Origin of the sequence: Dactylosporangium sucinum (assembly GCF_014647515.1) — a bacterium.
Lineage (GTDB): Bacteria > Actinomycetota > Actinomycetes > Mycobacteriales > Micromonosporaceae > Dactylosporangium > Dactylosporangium sucinum.
The window spans coordinates 76,270-93,396 of record NZ_BMPI01000043.1; the positions used below are offsets into that span (position 1 = coordinate 76,270).

Here is a 17,127-nt window from a genome sequence, read left to right on the forward strand (position 1 = left end):
GGCTGGGTTACTTCAACTGCGCCGCCGGGTCGGCCGCCACCTGGGCCAGCCGCTCCGGGGTCACCGCGCCGACGAGCACCCGGCCGTCGTCGGTGATCAGGACGCTGAACAGCTTGCTGTTGAACGTCCGGCCGCCGTTGCCGACCGGCAGCTGGTTGATCACGTCCTGCGCCTTCTGCTCCTCGGCCGGGTCGGCCCCGGCCGGCGACGAGGAGCGCATGACGAACACCGAGGTCCAGCCGGTCCCGACGACCGTGGTCTTGGGCTCGGCGCCCTTGGTCAGGTCGGGCTGCTTCTGCTGGTGCTCTTCCTCGATCTTCGCCGGGTCGGCCTCCTCGACCTTGGTGCCGGCCGGCGGGTTGAAGACGAACTGGGCGTCGTCCGGCCGGGTGAAGCTCACCTGCGTGAACGCCACCTCGAAGGCCGGGCTGGCCTGGCCCTTGGCGAGGACCTGCACGCGCAGCGGCAGCTTCTCCTGGGCGTCGATCGCGAGCCGGATCTCGCTGACCAGCGACGCGGTGTCGCGCGGCCGGAGGATCAGCTCGTAGGCGTTGCGACCGGCGATGCGCGCCGAGTTGCCGGTCGAGACCTGGGTCGACGGGTCGATGGCCTTGAGGGCCAGGTCGGCGGCCTCCTGCGGCGACTTCGGCAGGTCGCTCGGGATGCCGGCCGGACCCTTGTCGTCGGCCTTGGCCGGGTCGGACTTGAAGTGCTGGGCCTTGGCGTCCTTGCTGCTCCAGATCCACGTGTCGGCGCCGTTGTGGATCACATCGCTCTGCCCCTGGGTGCCCAGGAGCGAGACGCGGGCCTTGTCCGGCCCGGAGTACCAGACGCGCAGCGTGTGCTTGCCGGAGACCAGCGACGTCAGTTCGGCGCTCTGTTCCCCGGTCAGGGTCGGGATCGCCGGCAGGCCGAGGTCGGCCCGCTCGACGACCGTGCCGGACAGCCCGTCGAGACGGGCGGTCTGCAGGTCGACGAGCAACTGCGCGGCAGTGCGCGGCGGCAGGTCGGGCTCGGCGGCGACGGCGAGGGTCTTCGCGGCCACGCCCGCACCGACCACAGCGACCGCAGCAGCCGCGGGCACCGCCCACCGAAGGACGGGTCGTGACGTGAAGTTGGACATTGGGTACACCTCCTGCCGACCATGTTGCTCGGAGCCGCCTGTGACATCGCTGAGACCGCCTGTGCCGCTCCACAGCACAGCGTGACACGCTGGGTCCCGTGCGGTTGCTGGTGGTGGAGGACGAGATGCGGATGGCGCACGCGCTGCAGCGCGGGCTCCAGGCCGAGGGCTTTGCCGTGGACGTGGCCGGCGACGGTCCGAACGGGCTGGAGATGGCCCGGCACGGCGGCTACGACGCGGTGATCCTGGACATCATGCTGCCCGGCCTGTCCGGGTACCGTGTGGTGCAGACCCTGCGCGCCGAGAAGAACTGGGTGCCGGTGCTCATGCTCTCGGCGAAGGACGGCGAGTACGACCAGGCCGACGGGCTCGACTGCGGGGCCGACGACTACCTGACCAAGCCGTTCTCCTACGTGGTGCTCGTCGCCCGCCTGCGGGCGCTGCTGCGCCGGGGCGCGCCGGAGCGGCCCAGCGTGCTCACCGTCGGGGAGCTGACCCTCGACCCGGCGCGGCGGCGGGTGACCAGCGGCGGGGCCGAGATCGTGCTCACCGCCCGGGAGTATGCGCTGCTGGAGTACCTCATGCGCCGCCCCGGTCAGGTTGTGTCGAAGACCGAGCTGCTCGACCACGTGTGGGACGCGAGCATCGACACGGCACCGAACGCGGTCGAGGTCTACGTCGGCTACCTGCGCCGCAAGCTGGGCCGGGACGCCCTCGAGACGGTCCGCGGCGCCGGATACCGGCTCAAGGCGTGAGCGGTCCGCAGCGGAGCGGAGGGGCCGCTCACCGGGAGGTTCAGGGTGCGGCGTGAGCGGTCCGCAGCGGAGCGGAGGGGCCGCTCACCGGGAGGTTCAGGGTGCGGCTTCGCGCCGCCGGAGCGAAGCGGAGGCGGCGTGAAGTGGTGGTCGCGGCTGTCCCTGCGGGGCCGGCTGGTGCTGCTGGGGACGAGCGGGCTCGTCGTCGGGCTGGCCATCGCGGGCGTGGCGATGGCCACCGCGATGACGTACAGCTTCCGCGGGACACTCGACCGCTCGGCCGACGCCACCGTGACCGAGATCGCCAACCTGCTCAACGAGGGCGGCCAGCTGCCGTCGCCGCTGCCCGCCCCGGCCGGCCAGGTGGTGCAGGTGCTCGACGGCGGCCACCGGGTCGTCGCCGGCGACCGCAACGCCGATCTGCTCGTGCCGGTGCTGCGGCCCGACGAGCTCGCCCACGCGCTGTCCGGCCAGCGGGTCACCGTGCCGGGCGACCGCGCGCTGCAGCCGGACCGGCTGCGGGTCACCGCGCGGCAGGTGCAGCCCGACCGGGTCGTCGTCGTCGGCGTGCCGCTCGGCGACTACAGCCGCAGCCAGGAGCTGCTGAAGAACGCGCTCTGGGTGACGTACCCGGCGCTCGTCGCCGTCCTCGTCGCCATCGCCTGGCGGGTGGTCGGCCAGGCGCTGTCGCCGGTCGACCGGCTGCGCGCCGGCGCCGAGCGGATCACCGGCGTGGCGACCGACGAGCGGCTGCCCGTGCCGCCGTCCCGGGACGAGATCCAGCGCCTGGCCGTGACCCTCAACCACATGATCGACCGGCTGGCCCAGTCGCGGGCCCGCCAGCGCTCGTTCATCGCCGACGCCGCCCACGAGCTGCGCAGCCCGCTCGCGAGCATGCGGATCCAGGTCGAGGTCGCCCAGAAGCTCGGCGACTGGGCCAGCGCCTCCGACGACCTGCTCGCCGACATCGACCGGCTGACCCGCCTGGTCGACGACCTGCTGCTGCTCGCGCGGGCCGACGCCTCCGACGGGCGGCCCGGCGCCCGGGAGCCGGTCGAGCTGCCGACGCTGCTGGCTGACCTCGCCCGGCGGTACGACACGGTCCGCGTGCGGCCGGGGGAGTCCCTGTGGGTCGAGGCCGACCCGGACGCGATGCGCCGGATCGTGCTGAACCTGATCGACAACGGCGTGCGTCACGCCCGCACCGCGGTGGTCCTGGCCGCCGAGGCCGAGGGCGGCCACATCCTGGTCACCGTGACCGACGACGGCGAGGGCATCCCGGCGGCGCTGCGCGAGCGGGTGTTCGACCGCTTCGCCCGGCTCGACGACGGCCGGGCCCGCGACGCCGGCGGCACCGGCCTCGGCCTGGCCATCGTCCGCGAGCTGGTCCGCCAGCACGGCGGCAGCGTCCGGCTGACGGACGCCCGGCCCGGCATCCGCGCCGAGGTGCGGCTGCCCCGGCTCCTTGACAGTGTTATGTGACAGTGTCATAGTTGTCGGCATGACCGCGACAGGATGGACGCTCGACGAGCTGACGGCCCGCGTGGCGGCCGCGCTCGGCGGCTCCGCTTACGCGGGAGCCCCCAACGGCCGGGTCCGCGACGTGCCCGACAGCCGGGCCATCCGGTGGTATACGACCATCGGCCTGGTGGACCGGCCGGCGATGCGCGGGCGCACGGCCCTGTACGGGCCGCGCCACCTGCTGCAGCTGGTCGCCGTCAAGCGCCGGCAGTCGGAGGGGCGCAAGATCGCCGACATCCAGGCCGAGCTGGCCGACGCGCCGGACGAGACGCTGCGGGCGATCGCGCGCCTGCCGGAGGCCGGACCCGTCGCCGAAGGTGACAGTGTCAGTGACAGTGTCGCCGAGGCGGCCGCGGGGCCGGCCCGGCGCCGGTTCTGGACCGAGGCGCCGGGGCCGGCGACGCGGCGGAACCCTCCGGCGCTGCCCTCGCCCGCGTCGCCGCCCGTGCCGGCCCAGCCGCCCGCGCCACCGCAGCTGCTGGTGCCCGTCCCCGGGCTCGACCCGCCGCGGGATGCCGGTGGCGGTCCGCTCATGACCGGGGTGCCGCTGGGCGGCGGGGCGGTGCTCCTGCTGCCGGGCTCCCTCGGGGCCGCCGACGCGGCTGCCGTCCGGGCCGCCGCCCGGCCCCTGATCGAGGACCTGATGGCGCGCGGGCTGCTGCCGCGCCCGCTACACACCGCTGTCACAGCCGAACTTACCACGCAGACAGACGCCGATACTCCGACGCCCGCCGAGCCGAATCCAGGGAGTGCGCAATGAACGTCGCCACGATGACCGAGGCGGAGGCCGCTCGGGTCGCCGCCCCCGCGGACGAGGCCGGGCTCGGCGCGCTGCGCACCGAGCGCGGCAACCTGCCCCTCGACCGACTCGACGTGCGGACCGCGATCACCGGGCTGGTCGCCCGCACGGAGCTCACCCAGGAGTTCGTCAACGTCCACGCCACCGCGCTGGAGGCCACCTACATCTTCCCGCTGCCCGACCGGGCCGCCGTCACCCGCATGACGATGACGGCCGACGGGCGGGTCGTGGAGGCACAGCTGCAGGAGCGCGGCGCCGCCCGGGAGGCCTATGACGCGGCCATCGCCGCCGGCCAGCGCGCCTCGATCGCCGAGGAGGAGCGGCCCGACGTGTTCACCATGCGGGTCGGCAACATCCTGCCCGGCGAGCGGGTCAGCGTGACGCTCGCGCTGGTGGGGCCGCTCGCGTTCGAGGACGGGGAGGCGACGTACCGGTTCCCGCTGGTGGTGGCGCCGCGGTACATCCCGGGTGTCGCGCTCGACGGTGACAGCGTCGGCGGCGGGCACGCGCTCGACACCGACGCGGTGCCGGACGCCTCGCGGATCAGCCCGCCGGTGCTGCTGCCCGGCTTCCCCAACCCGCTGCGCCTGTCGATCGACGTCGCGCTCGACCCGGCCGGGCTCCCGCTCGGCGACGTGCGCTCCAGCCTGCACGCGGTCGAGGAGCAGGACGGGCACCTGGTCGTCCGGCCGGGGGAGCGGGCCGACCGCGACTTCGTGCTGCGGATCGGCTACGGCGCCGGCACGCAGAGCCTGGTGCTCACGCCCGACGCCGGCGGCGAGGAGGGCACGTTCCGGCTGACCGTGCTCCCGCCGGCCTCCGACGCGCCGCCCCGGCCCAAGGACGTGGTGCTGCTGCTCGACCGCTCCGGCAGCATGGCCGGCTGGAAGATGGTCGCGGCCCGCCGCGCCGCCGCCCGGATCGTCGACACGCTCGGCGCGCACGACCGGTTCGCGGTGCTCGCCTTCGACGACCGCGTCGAGGCGCCGCCGTCGCTGCCCGCGGGGCTGGTCCCGGGGGGCGACCGCAACCGCTACCGTGCGGTCGAGCACCTGGCCCGCATGGACGCCCGCGGCGGCACCGAGCTGCTCCAGCCGCTGCTCGACGGGCTCAAGCTGCTCGACGACACCGCCCGCGACCGGGTCCTGGTGCTGGTCACCGACGGCCAGGTCGGCAACGAGGACCAGATCCTGCGCACCGTCTCGGCGGCGCTGCGCGGCGTCCGGGTCCACACCGTCGGCATCGACCAGGCCGTCAACGCCGGCTTCCTGGGCCGGCTCGCGATCGCCGGCGGCGGCCGCTGCGAGCTGGTCGAGAGCGAGGACCGGCTCGACGCCGCCATGGACCACATCCACCGGCGCATCGGCGCCCCGGTCGTCACCGGCGTGCAGCTCACGCCGTCGGGCCTCGACCTGATCGACGACACCCGGGCCCCGGCCCGGCTGCCCGACGTCTTCCCCGGCGTGCCGTTCGTGATCGCCGGGCGCTACCGCGGGGCCCCCGCCGGCTCGATCACCGTCTCGGGCGCGACCCGCGACGGCCGTCCCTGGTCGGCGACGGTCACCGGCGAGCGGCACGACAACCCCGCCCTCACGCAGGTGTGGGCCCGGGCGCTGCTGCGCGACCTGGAGGACGCCTACGTCTCCGGCACCCACTCGGCCGACGACCTCGAGGACCGGATCACGAAGGTGTCGCTGCGGTTCGGGGTGCTGTGCCGCTTCACCGCGTTCGTGGCGGTCGACACCCGCGTGGTCACCGACGGCAAGGAGCCGCGCCGGGTGACCCAGCCGGTCGAGACACCGGCCGGGTGGGAGTTACCGACCGCCGTTCCGCCGCCGCTCATGCAGCCGATGCGCGCCGCGTCGATGGCCGCGCCCTTCGCGTCCGCGCCGGCGAGCATGCCGCTGGCCGCCGGCCCGCCGCCCGCGCCGAGTGCGGCGCCGTACCCGACCGCCGCGCCTCGCCCATTCCCCCCGGGCGCCGGCGGTGGGGGCATGGCCCGCAAGCTGCGCGGGCGCGGGTCGGCCCGCGCGATGCGCCCGGTGCCGGCGCCGGCCCACCCGCAGGCCGAGCAGGCCCGCGCGCAGGTCGTCGAGGTCCGGGAGCTGGCGGCCCAGGAGGCGGCCCGCCTCCGCGAGGCGGCCGACGCCCCCGAGTGGGAGCGGCGCGAGCTGCTGGAGGACCTGCGCACCCGCCTGGCGGCGCTGGCCCTGGTCCAGCTCGAGCCCCTGGTCGACGCCCTGAACCCGGCCGCGCTCGCCACCCGTCCGCTGGCCGAGCTGTGGCAGCTGGCCCTCGACCTGCTGGACAAGGCGGCGGGCAACCCGCCACCGGCGGCGCCGAGGGGAGCGTTCTGGAAGCGCTGACCCGCCGCCCGCGCGGCTGAACGACCCCGCCGCGGCCTGGCCCGGCCGCGGCGGTGGACGGTCGTGGCGGTTGACGGCCGTGGCGGTTGACGGTCGTGGCGGTTGACGGTCGTGGCGGTTGACGGTCGCGGCGGTGGCGCCGTGGCCCGCGGTGGCATCGGACGCTGGTCCTGGCGCGGTGCCGTGCGGCATCGCCGTCAACCTGGAGCGGCCGAGCACCGCGAGCCCGCTCACCGCGACCGCCCAGGCCATCCGCGACCGCCCAGCCCATCCGCGACCGCCCAGCCCATCGCGACCGCCCAGGCCATCCGCGACCTCCCAGGCCATCCGTGCGCCGCCGGCCGACCCGACCGCGCGGTGTCACGACGCCACCGGAATCCGCGGCGAGCACGAAACCCACGACCGTCGTTGCGACTCGTCTCGTGGTGGTGCTCGGCGCACGGCTGACCGGTTTGTCAGGAAAAGCACCCATCCAACACCCACAGGCCGCGGCGTGGCCCCGGATGCCACGCCGCACCCGGCGGAGCGGCCGGTCGATGTGCTCGAAAACGGGGGAGCACATCGGCCGGCCGCTCTCCGTTGCCCGCTAGGGTGCAGCGGTGATCAGGGAACGGGTCGCCCGGGTCGTCACCGAGGCCTTCGCGCCGGCCGCGCTCGTGTCGGTGCTGCTCGTGCTCCTCGCCGTCCACAGCGAGCCCGGTAACCTTCGCCGCGGGATCGCGCTCGGGGTGGTCGCGGCGCTGTTCGAGAGCGTGCTGCCCTTCCTGTACATCCTGCGCGGGGTCCGCACCGGCGCGCTCACCGACCACCACGTCGGCGACCACCGCCAGCGGCGGGGGCCGCTGCTCGTCGGGCTGGGGTCCGTCGTCGCCGGGTTCGGGGTGCTCGTCTGGGCGGGGGCGGCCCGGGAGCTGCTCGCGGCCGTGGTCGCCGGCGGGGTCGGGCTGGTCGTGGCGGCCGGGGTCAGCCACTGGTGGAAGATGTCGATCCACGCCGCCGTCGCGGCCGGGTCGGTCGTGATCCTGATGCTGGTGTACGGCTGGGGACTCGTCCTGACCGCGCCGCTCGCGGCGGCCGTCGGTTGGTCGCGGGTCGTGCTCAAGGACCACACCGTGGCGCAGGTCGTCGTCGGTACGCTCGTCGGCGCCGCCGTCGCCGGAGGGGTGTTCTCCGCCCTGCGCTGAGTGCCCCGATAGCATCGGGAGGAAACCCGCCGACCGATCCATGGGAGCCCATCGTGTCCACAGCGCGCCCCGTCGCCGAAGCCCCGCCGCGCATCGTGGTCACCGCAGGCACGACGGCCGGCGCCGCGGTGGCCGCCGCCGGGCTGCCGGCCAGCGGGCCGAAGGCGATCGTCGTCGTCCGCGAGGCGGACGGCCGGCTGCGGGACCTCGACTGGACGCCGGAGCAGGACGTCGAGGTCGAGGCCGTCGACCTGTCCTCGCCCGACGGGCTCAACGTGCTGCGCCACTCGACCGCGCACGTGCTCGCGCAGGCCGTGCAGGACCTGTTCCCGGAGGCCAAGCTCGGCATCGGCCCGCCGATCGAGAACGGGTTCTACTACGACTTCCAGGTCACCAAGCCGTTCCAGCCCGACGATCTCGAGAAGCTCGAGAAGCGGATGCAGGAGATCGTCAAGTCGGGGCAGCGGTTCCGCCGGCGCCGGTTCGACTCGGTCGAGCAGGCCAAGCAGGAGCTCAAGGACGAGCCGTTCAAGCTCGAACTGGTGGACGTCAAGAGCGACGTCGACACGAGTGAGGTCATGGAGGTCGGCGGCGGCGAGCTGACGATCTACGACAACCTCGACGCCAAGGAGGACCGGGTCTGCTGGTCCGACCTGTGCCGCGGCCCGCACCTGCCGACCACCCGCCTGATCCAGGCGTTCAAGCTGACCCGCAGCGCCGCCGCCTACTGGCGCGGCTCGGAGAAGAACCCGCAGCTGCAGCGGGTCTACGGCACCGCGTGGCCGACCCGGGACGCGCTGAAGGAGTACCAGCGCCTGCTGGAGGAGGCGGCCCGCCGCGACCACCGCAAGCTGGGCCTCGACCTCGACCTGTTCAGCTTCCCCGACGAGCTGGGCTCCGGCCTGCCGGTGTTCCACCCGAAGGGCGGCATCATCCGCCGCGAGATGGAGAACTACTCGCGCCAGCGGCACGAGGAGGCGGGGTATTCGTTCGTCAACACCCCGCACATCACCAAGGGCCACCTCTACGAGGTGTCGGGCCACCTGGACTGGTATGCCGACGGGATGTTCCCGCCCATGGAGGTCGAGGGCGCGAACTACTACCTCAAGCCGATGAACTGCCCGATGCACGACCTGATCTTCCGCTCGCGCGGCCGGTCCTACCGGGAGCTGCCGCTGCGGATGTTCGAGTTCGGCACGGTGTACCGGTACGAGAAGTCCGGCGTCATCCACGGCCTGACCCGGGTGCGCGGCATGACCCAGGACGACGCGCACATCTTCTGCACCCCGGAGCAGATCGAGAGCGAGCTCGCCTCGCTGCTGCAGTTCGTGCTCGACCTGCTCAAGGACTACGGCCTCACCGACTTCTACCTCGAGCTGTCGACCAAGAACCCGGACAAGTACGTCGGCTCCGACGAGGTCTGGGAGACCGCGACCGAGACCCTGCGCCGGGTCGCCACCGAGTCCGGTCTCGACCTTGTGCCGGACCCGGGCGGCGCCGCCTTCTACGGGCCGAAGATCTCGGTGCAGGCCCGCGACGCGATCGGCCGCACCTGGCAGATGTCGACGATCCAGCTCGACTTCAACCTGCCGGAGCGCTTCGAGCTGGAGTACCAGGCCGCCGACGGCACCCGCCAGCGGCCGGTCATGATCCACCGGGCGCTGTTCGGCTCGATCGAGCGGTTCTTCGGCGTGCTCACCGAGCACTACGCGGGCGCGTTCCCGGCCTGGCTGGCCCCGGTGCAGGTGGTCGGCATCCCGATCCGCGCCGACCACGGCGAGTATCTCGACGGGTTCGCCGCCCGGCTGCGCCAGGAGGGCATCCGGGTCGAGGTCGACCACTCCGACGAGCGGATGCAGAAGAAGATCCGCACGGCCCAGCAGCAGAAGGTGCCGTTCATGGCGATCGCCGGCGACGACGACGTCACGGCCGGCACGGTGTCGTTCCGGTACCGCGACGGCTCCCAGCGCAACGGCGTCCCGCTCGACGAGGCGGTCGCCCACGTGGCCGAGATCGTCCGGTCCCGCGTCAACGAGGGCCCGTCCGCATCATGACCGGTGCAGAGCCATGCGGAGGGGCCGGGCGTCATCGGCTCAGCCTGACGCCGGGCGGCCGGAGCGAAGCGGAGGTCGCATGACGAGCGTCCCGGACGATCTCGAGCGCCTCTGGACGCCGCACCGGATGGCGTACATCAAGGAGGACCGCGCCGGCGACCACGACGAGCCGACCGGGTGCCCGTTCTGCCGGGCGCCCGGCCTGCCGGAGGAGGACAGCCTCGTCGTCGCCCGGGGCACGCTGGTCTACGCGGTGCTCAACCTGTACCCGTACAACCCGGGCCACCTCATGGTCGTGCCCTACCGGCACATCGCGGACTACACCGACCTGACCGACGGCGAGACGGCCGAGGTCGCGTCGTTCACCCAGGCCGCGATGCGCACGGTCCGCAAGGTCAGCGGGGCGCACGGGTTCAACCTCGGCATGAACCAGGGCGCCGTGGCCGGCGCGGGCATCGCCGCCCACCTGCACCAGCACATCGTGCCCAGGTGGGGCGGCGACACGAACTTCATGCCGGTCGTCGGCCGCACGAAGGTCCTGCCCCAGCTGCTGACCGACACCCGGAAGCTGCTGGCCGAGGCCTGGCCGGCGTAAGGGCTAGCGGAACTGCGCGATCGCGTCGAACGCCGGGTCGAGCGAGCGCTCGGCCCGGGCCCGCGGCCAGCGCTTCGCCGCCTCGATGAGCTCGTCCGCGACCGGCGTGGCCCCGTCGGCGTAGTAGTGCAGCGTCCGCTCGCCCCGGCTGGTCTCCACGACGAGCAGCTCGCCGTCGGCGTCGCCGAGCGCTCCGGCCAGTACCGTGTCCTCGAACTCCCGCAGCCCGGCGAGGGTCTCGTCGTCGGGCAGCCCGTTCTCCTCGGCGGCGAACGGCAGCGTCACGGCCACGTGCGTGTCGAACCGCGGCCAGCGCACCGAGCGCAGCGGCCGCTGGGCCAGCCCGGTCAGGGGCATCCCGCGCAGGGTGCCGGAGAAGACGACCCACTGCGGCTCGCGGTACTCCGCGCGCAGGTCGGCGACCGCCTCGGCCAGCCGCAGCGGGTCCGCGGCGCCGTCCGGCTCGTCGGCGGTCCACTCGACCGCGCCGACCCACTCCTCGACGCCGTTCTCGCCGAGCACCCAGTCGAGCACCAGGAACGAGACCTGCCCCCGGACGGCGTCGGGCACCACGGCGAAGCGCGGGTGGAACACCACGACGTCGATCTCCGGCCGGTCGGGGTCGCGGGTGAACGCGATCCGCAGCTCGGTCAGGTCCAGCTCGGCCCCGCCGATGTCGATCTTGGCGCGCAGGGTGTCGAAGTCGGGCTGGCGGGCGGTGTGGTACTCCCAGTCGGGGTCACCGGCCGGCGCCAGCGCGTGCCAGCGGGCGGCCACGCTGCGCAGCGCGGGATCGCCGCCGCAGGACACGACCAGGGCGTGTTTCGCTCCGGTACCGCGGGAGAACTCCCATGCCAGGTCCTTGTGGACGGCGGCGACCCGCCCGCTGACCTCGCTCGTCAGCGCGCTCCAGTCCCCGGACGAGACCGCCGCCTCGACCCGCGGCCGCGCGGCGGGCCACCAGGCCCAGAAGTCGACGATCGCCGCCCGCCCGGAGTCCTGCCTCTTCCTCCGCGAGAAGATCACCCGCCCACCCTACTGTGTTGATCTTGCAGTTGTGGTGCCGGCCAAACCTGGCGATTGCCGGGCGATCCGGGCACCACAACTGCAAGATCGGCGCGAAGGGGGGTCAGCGGGTTGCGGCGTGCTCCTTCTTCACGGCCTCGGCCAGGTGGGAGGGCATCGGGTCGTGGCGGACGAACGCGCGGCTGAAGGTGCCCGCGCCCGACGTCATCGCGCGCAGCTCGACCGCGTAGCGGACCAGCTCGGTCGCCGGGACCTCGGCGCGCACCAGGGTCCGTTCGTGGCCGGCCGGGTCGGGCTCGTTGCCCAGCACGCGGCCGCGCCGGCCGGACAGGTCGCTCATCACCGCGCCGACGAACTCGTCGGGGATCCGGATGGTGACCTCGTCGATCGGCTCCAGCAGCGTGGTCTGGCCGTGCTCGGCGGCCTCGCGCAGGGCGAGCGCGCCGGCGGTCTGGAACGCCGCGTCGGACGAGTCGACCGAGTGCGCCTTGCCGTCGAAGAGCGTCACCCGCACGTCGACGACCGGGTAGCCGGCGACCATGCCGCGTTCCATCTGCGACCGGACGCCCTTCTCGACCGAGGGGATGTAGTTGTGCGGGACGACGCCGCCGACGATCTTGTCGACGAACTCGAACCCGGAGCCGCGCGGCAGGGGCTCGACCCTGATGTCGCAGACCGCGTACTGCCCGTGGCCGCCGGACTGCTTGACGTGCCGGCCGTGGCCCTGGCTCGCCGCGGCGAACGTCTCGCGCAGGGCGACCTTCACCGGCTCGGTGTCGAGCTCGACCCCGCCGGCCCGCAGCCGGTCCAGCACGACGTCGGCGTGCGCCTCGCCCATGCACCACAGCACCAGCTGGTGGGTCTCGGCGTTGCGCTCCAGCCGCAGGGTCGGGTCGCCGGCCACGAGCCGCCCCAGGTTCTTGGCCAGGGCGTCCTCGTCCGAGCGCGTCTTGGCGACGATCGCGATCGGCAGCAGCGGCTCGGGCATCACCCAGGGCGCCATGAGCATCGGGTCGTCCTTGCCGGAGATCGTGTCGCCGGTCTCCGCCGTGCCGGACTTGGTGATCGCGACCAGGTCGCCCGCGACCGCGTACGGCACCTCGCGCAGGTGCGCGCCCAGCGGCGAGAACAGGTGCGCGAACCGCTCGTCGGCGTCGTGGTCGGGGTGGCCGCGCTCGGCCATGCCGTGGCCCGAGATGTGGACGGGGTGCTCCGGGCGCAGCGTGCCGGAGAAGACGCGCACGAGAGAGACGCGGCCGACGTACGGGTCGATCGTCGTCTTGACCACCTCGGCGATGAGCGGGCCGCCCGGGTCGCACCGCAGCGGCGCGTGCGGGTTGCCGTCGAGGTCGCTCACCGGCGGCACCGTGTGCTCCAGCGGCGACGGGAACCCGCTGGTCAGCACCTCCAGCAGCGCGTCGAGCCCGACCCGGGTCTCGGCGCAGACCGGCACGACCGGGTAGAACGTGCCGCGGGCGACGGCCTTCTCCAGGTCGTCGATGACCACGCCGGTCTCGATGTCCTCGCCGCCGAGGTACCGCTCCATGAGGGTCTCGTCCTCGCTCTCGGCGATGATTCCCTCCAGCAGCGTGTTGCGCGACTCCTCGATCGCCGGCAGGTGCTCGGGATCGGGGTCGCGCACCTGGGGCGGGAAACCGGCGGAGTAGTCGAAGACCCGCTGGGTGATGAGGCCGATGAGGCCCTCGACGGACGAGCCGTCGTCGCCGAGCATCGGCAGGTACAGCGGCATGACGTTGTCGCCGAAGACCTCCTGGCAGCGGGCGAGGGCCTCGTCGAAGTCGGCCCGCTGGTGGTCGAGGCGGGCGACCGCCACCGCGCGGGGCATGCCGACCGCGGCGCACTCCTCCCAGAGCGCGGCCGTGGCCGCGTCCATGCCGTCGACTGCCGACACCACGAACAGCGCCGCGTCGGCGGCCCGCAGCCCGGCCCGCAACTCGCCGACGAAGTCGGCGTACCCGGGCGTGTCGAGCAGGTTGACCTTGATTTCGCCGTGCATGAGCGGGGCGCAGGACAGCGTCACCGAGCGCTGCTGCTTCACCGCCGCCGGATCGTGGTCGGTGACCGTGGTGCCCTCGGTCACCACGCCCGGCCGGCCGATCGTGCCGGTCGCCGCGAGCAGCGCCTCGACCAGCGTCGTCTTGCCGGATCCGGAGTGCCCGACGATCACCACGTTGCGTACCCTGCCGGGGTCATCAACCACCGGCGCCGTGCCGGTGACCCCCTTCTCCTGGACCTTCTGCGCCATCACGCGCCTCCCGTCTGGAGCATGTCTTCTGTGAGCAGTCTCACAGTCACGACCTGTTCACCGATCCCACACCCGAAACTTCACCGACACAAGCCTGCCGGCGCTCCTCACGACCTGGGGTTTACTCAAGCACCGTGAGCAGGCCCACGGGCTGGTATCCGGCAAGCTCCACCGCGGTTATCGTGAGAGCGCCATGGCGAAGATCCTCAGCGTAGTCAGCAGGGCCTCATTGGCCCGCATCGTCGACCCGGTCGCCGCCGCGCTCCTGCGCGCCGGAGTGACCCCCAACGCAGTCACCGTCGCCGGCACCGTCGGCGTGCTGGTGGGCGCACTCGGCTTCGCGACCCGCGGACATTTCGTCATCGCGCTCGTGATCATCACCCTGAGCTGCCTCACCGACATGATCGACGGCGCCATGGCCCGGCAGCGGGGCATCACGAACAAGTTCGGGGCGTTCCTCGACTCGTCGATGGACCGGGTCGCCGACGGCGCGATCTTCGGCTCGATCGCGTACTGGTACGCCACCCAGCACGAGCCGCGGCTCGTCGCGGCCGCCCTGCTGTGCCTGCTCACCGGCCAGGTCGTCTCCTACGTGAAGGCCCGCGCCGAGGGCCTGGGGATGACCGCCAACGTCGGGCTCATCGAGCGCGCCGAGCGGCTGGTCGGCATCGGCATCGGCGGCGTGCTGTGGGGCTTCGGCGTGCCCTACGGGCTGGAGATCGTCATGTGGGTGCTCGGCGCGCTGTCGATCGTCACGATCGGCCAGCGGATGGCCGAGGTGTACCGCCAGGCGTACGCCCGATGAGCCTGGTCGAGGCCGGCTACGGCGCCGCGTTCACGCTGCTGCCGAAGCTGCCGCGGGGTGCGGTCTGGCCGCTCGTCGGCGCGGTCGCTTCCCGTGCCGCCCGCGCGTACCGTCGCGGCCGGGCCGGCCGCGGGACCGCGACGCTCGCGTCGAACCTCCGCCGGGTGGTCGGCGACGAGATGCCCGAGGCGGAGTTCGCGGCGCTGCTGCACCGGGCCCTGCGCTCGTACGGGCGCTACTACCTGGAGGCCTTCCAGCTGCCCGGCCGCTCGAAGGAGCAGATCCTGCGCGGGTTCCGGCTGGAGCGCGGCCACCTGCTCGGGGAGAACGTGGCCAACGGCGTCGGGTCGGTGGTCGCCCTGCCGCACGGCGGCAACTGGGACGCCGCCGGCGCCTGGGTCGCCGCGAACGGCTGGCCCATCACGACGGTCGCCGAGCGGCTCAAGCCCGAGAGCGTGTACCTCAAGTTCCTGCATTTCCGCCGCTCCCTGGGTATGGAGATCCTGCCGACGAATGGCGGCGAGCGCCCGCCGTTCGACGTGCTCGAGGAGCGCGTCCGCGCGGGGGCGGTCGTGCCGCTGCTCGCCGACCGTGACCTCACCGCCCGCGGGGTCGAGGTCGAGTTCTTCGGCGGCCGGACCAGGATGCCGGCCGGGCCGGGGCTGCTCGCGCTGCGGACCGGCGCGCCCCTGTACGTGGTCGACATGTGGTTCGATGCGGATGCGGCGGCGGGCAGCCTGGTCGGCCCGATCCCGATGCCGGCGGCCGACGAGGGTTCGCTCGACGTGCGCGTGCGGCTGGTCACCCAGCGGGTCGCCGACCAGCTCGCCGCGGGCATCGCGCGCCACCCGGAGGACTGGCACATGCTGCAGCGGCTCTGGCTCGACGAGCCGGCCAAGAGCACCGTGGGCTGAGGAGGGGTCCTTGCGCATCGGCATCGTCTGCCCGTACTCGTTCGACGTGCCCGGCGGCGTCCAGAACCACGTCCGCGACCTCGCCGAGACGCTCATCGCCCTCGGCCACCACGTCAGCGTCCTCGCCCCCGGCGACGAGGAGAGCATGACGCTGCCCTATGTCGTGCCGGCCGGGCGCACGGTCCCGGTGCCCTACAACGGCTCGGTCGCCCGCGTGTCGTTCGGGCTGATCTCGGCCACCCGGGTGCGGCGCTGGCTGGCCGCCGGCCGCTTCGACGTGCTGCACGTCCACGAGCCGCTCATCCCGAGCCTGTCGATGCTGGCAGTACTGTCGGCGCGCGGCCCGGTCGTCGCCACGTTCCACACCGCCATGACCCGCTCGCGCGCCCTCGCCGCCGCGCAAGGCGTGCTCCAGCTGGTGCTGGAGAAGATCACCGGGCGGATCGCGGTCAGTGAGCTGGCGCGCAAGGTCCAGGTCGAGCACCTGGGCGGGAGCGCGTGGGAGATCCCCAACGGGGTGCAGGTGTCGAAGTACCGCACCGCCGAGCCCCTCGACGGCTGGCCGGGCGACGGCGCGCTGGGGTTCCTCGGGCGGTTCACCGAGCCGCGGAAGGGTTTCCCGTACCTCCTGAGCGCGTTCGCGCAGCTGGCGGCCGAGCGACCCGGCCTGCGCCTGCTGGTGGCCGGCCCCGGCGACGTCGACGAGGTGCTCTCCGGCGTGCCGGCCGCGGCGCGTGACCGCATCGTGTTCCTCGGCAAGGTCTCCGAGGAGGACAAGGCCCGGATGCTGCGCAGCGTCGATCTGTACATCGCCCCGAACACCGGCGGCGAGTCGTTCGGCATGATCCTCACCGAGGCGATGTCGGCCGGCACCCCGGTCGTGGCCAGCGACCTCGACGCCTTCCGCCGCGTCCTCGACGGCGGCCAGGCGGGCGCCCTGTTCCCGGTCGGCGACGCCGCTGCCCTGGCCCAGGTCGCCGGCGCGTTGCTGGACGACCCGGCCCGCCGCGCCGCCCTGGCCGCCCGGGCGACCGCGGTGGTCGCCGCCTACGACTGGCCGGTCGTCGCGGAGCGCGTCCTGGAGGTGTACTCGACCGCGATCGAGGTCGCCGGAGCGACGGTCCAGGAGTCCGTCCCGTAGGCTGCGCCGCATGTGGTGGGTGATCGCCGTGGTGGCGGTGGTGGTGGCGATCGCGACATACTTCACCTGGCTGGCCGCCCGCGTCGACCGCCTGCACGCCCGGGCCGCGGCGGCGTACGCGACCCTGGACGCCCACCTGGTCCGCCGAGCCGCCGCGGCGGTGGCCCTGGCGGAGGCCGCTCAGCTCCCGACGCTGATGTACGCGGCCCGGATAGCCTTGGACGCGGCCCCGGACGACCGCGAGGTGGCCGAGAACGACCTGACCCGCCACCTGCGCACGGTGGACGGCGCCCCGCAGGACGTGCTGGAGCAGCTGGTGCAGGTCAGCCGCCGCGTGGCGCTGGCCCGCCAGGTCCACAACGACGTGGTGCGCGACGCGCTGGCGGTCCGCCGGCGGCCGCTGATCCGGCTGTTCCGGCTGGCCCGCAAGCACCCCCGCCCGGCGTACTTCGACGTCGACGACCCCTCCCTGACCTGACCCACGGGCCCCTCGCGCCCCCGCGCGCTCGCCCCGCGCCCCGCGCTCGCCCCGCGCCCCGCGCTCGCCCCGCGCCCCGCGCTCGCCCCGCGCCCCGCGC

14 protein-coding genes are annotated in these 17,127 nt (G+C 73.7%); 11 read left to right on the forward strand and 3 right to left on the reverse strand.

The genetic code is table 11. The features are described 5' to 3' along the window. Positions 1-7: 7 nt before the first annotated feature. Entirely contained in the window at positions 8-1,123 is a 1,116-nt protein-coding gene (locus tag IEZ31_RS35760; RefSeq protein ID WP_190254499.1) for a LolA family protein, read from the reverse strand. A 98-nt stretch (positions 1,124-1,221) separates the two neighbouring features. On the opposite strand from IEZ31_RS35760, the gene IEZ31_RS35765 reads away from it, so the two are divergent. The 7 genes from IEZ31_RS35765 (at position 1,222) to IEZ31_RS35795 (ending at position 10,397) form a co-directional block, all read left to right on the forward strand. Beyond that, positions 1,222-1,878, forward strand: coding sequence for a response regulator transcription factor (locus tag IEZ31_RS35765; protein ID WP_190254500.1), 657 nt, complete (start codon positions 1,222-1,224; stop codon positions 1,876-1,878). 138 nt (positions 1,879-2,016) lie between these two features. Beyond that, on the forward strand, positions 2,017-3,360 hold the full coding sequence (locus IEZ31_RS35770; protein WP_229836149.1) for a sensor histidine kinase: 1,344 nt from the start codon (positions 2,017-2,019) through the stop codon (positions 3,358-3,360). A gap of 19 nt (positions 3,361-3,379) precedes the next feature. Beyond that, positions 3,380-4,159 carry a MerR family transcriptional regulator gene (locus IEZ31_RS35775; RefSeq protein WP_190254501.1) on the forward strand — a complete coding sequence of 260 codons (780 nt, stop codon included), beginning with the start codon at positions 3,380-3,382 and terminating at the stop codon, positions 4,157-4,159. After that, complete coding sequence (locus IEZ31_RS35780) at positions 4,156-6,564, forward strand: VIT domain-containing protein (RefSeq protein ID WP_229836150.1); 2,409 nt, start codon at positions 4,156-4,158, stop codon at positions 6,562-6,564. The genes IEZ31_RS35775 and IEZ31_RS35780 overlap by 4 nt, the downstream gene beginning before the upstream one ends. Positions 6,565-7,163: 599 nt before the next feature. Continuing rightward, complete coding sequence (locus IEZ31_RS35785) at positions 7,164-7,748, forward strand: phosphatase PAP2 family protein (RefSeq protein ID WP_190254502.1); 585 nt, start codon at positions 7,164-7,166, stop codon at positions 7,746-7,748. A 53-nt stretch (positions 7,749-7,801) separates the two neighbouring features. Then, positions 7,802-9,802, forward strand: a complete 2,001-nt coding sequence (gene thrS / locus IEZ31_RS35790; protein ID WP_190254503.1) for a threonine--tRNA ligase — start codon at positions 7,802-7,804, stop codon at positions 9,800-9,802. 79 nt (positions 9,803-9,881) lie between these two features. Then, a complete protein-coding gene (locus IEZ31_RS35795) occupies positions 9,882-10,397 on the forward strand; it encodes an HIT family protein (protein WP_190254504.1) in 516 nt (171 codons plus the stop codon). Between the two features lie 3 nt (positions 10,398-10,400). Here IEZ31_RS35795 and IEZ31_RS35800 read toward each other — a convergent pair whose 3' ends face one another. Together IEZ31_RS35800 and IEZ31_RS35805 are read right to left on the reverse strand one after the other, a co-directional pair. Beyond that, positions 10,401-11,423, reverse strand: coding sequence for a DUF695 domain-containing protein (locus IEZ31_RS35800; RefSeq protein WP_190254505.1), 1,023 nt, complete (start codon positions 11,421-11,423; stop codon positions 10,401-10,403). A gap of 103 nt (positions 11,424-11,526) precedes the next feature. After that, positions 11,527-13,689, reverse strand: coding sequence for an elongation factor G-like protein EF-G2 (locus IEZ31_RS35805; protein WP_190254506.1), 2,163 nt, complete (start codon positions 13,687-13,689; stop codon positions 11,527-11,529). A gap of 193 nt (positions 13,690-13,882) precedes the next feature. On the opposite strand from IEZ31_RS35805, the gene pgsA reads away from it, so the two are divergent. From pgsA to IEZ31_RS35825, 4 genes are read left to right on the forward strand one after another with little or no spacing between them, the layout of a single operon-like run. Then, the gene (gene pgsA / locus IEZ31_RS35810; protein WP_190254507.1) at positions 13,883-14,494 is read left to right on the forward strand and encodes a phosphatidylinositol phosphate synthase; all 612 of its coding nucleotides are present in this window, start codon (positions 13,883-13,885) and stop codon (positions 14,492-14,494) included. Further along, positions 14,491-15,408 carry a phosphatidylinositol mannoside acyltransferase gene (locus IEZ31_RS35815; RefSeq protein WP_190254508.1) on the forward strand — a complete coding sequence of 306 codons (918 nt, stop codon included), beginning with the start codon at positions 14,491-14,493 and terminating at the stop codon, positions 15,406-15,408. The genes pgsA and IEZ31_RS35815 overlap by 4 nt, the downstream gene beginning before the upstream one ends. Before the next feature lie 10 nt (positions 15,409-15,418). Next, positions 15,419-16,549, forward strand: a complete 1,131-nt coding sequence (locus IEZ31_RS35820; RefSeq protein ID WP_190254509.1) for a glycosyltransferase family 4 protein — start codon at positions 15,419-15,421, stop codon at positions 16,547-16,549. A gap of 10 nt (positions 16,550-16,559) precedes the next feature. Then, on the forward strand, positions 16,560-17,027 hold the full coding sequence (locus IEZ31_RS35825) for a hypothetical protein (RefSeq protein ID WP_190254510.1): 468 nt from the start codon (positions 16,560-16,562) through the stop codon (positions 17,025-17,027). The last annotated feature ends 100 nt before the right edge of the window (positions 17,028-17,127 follow it).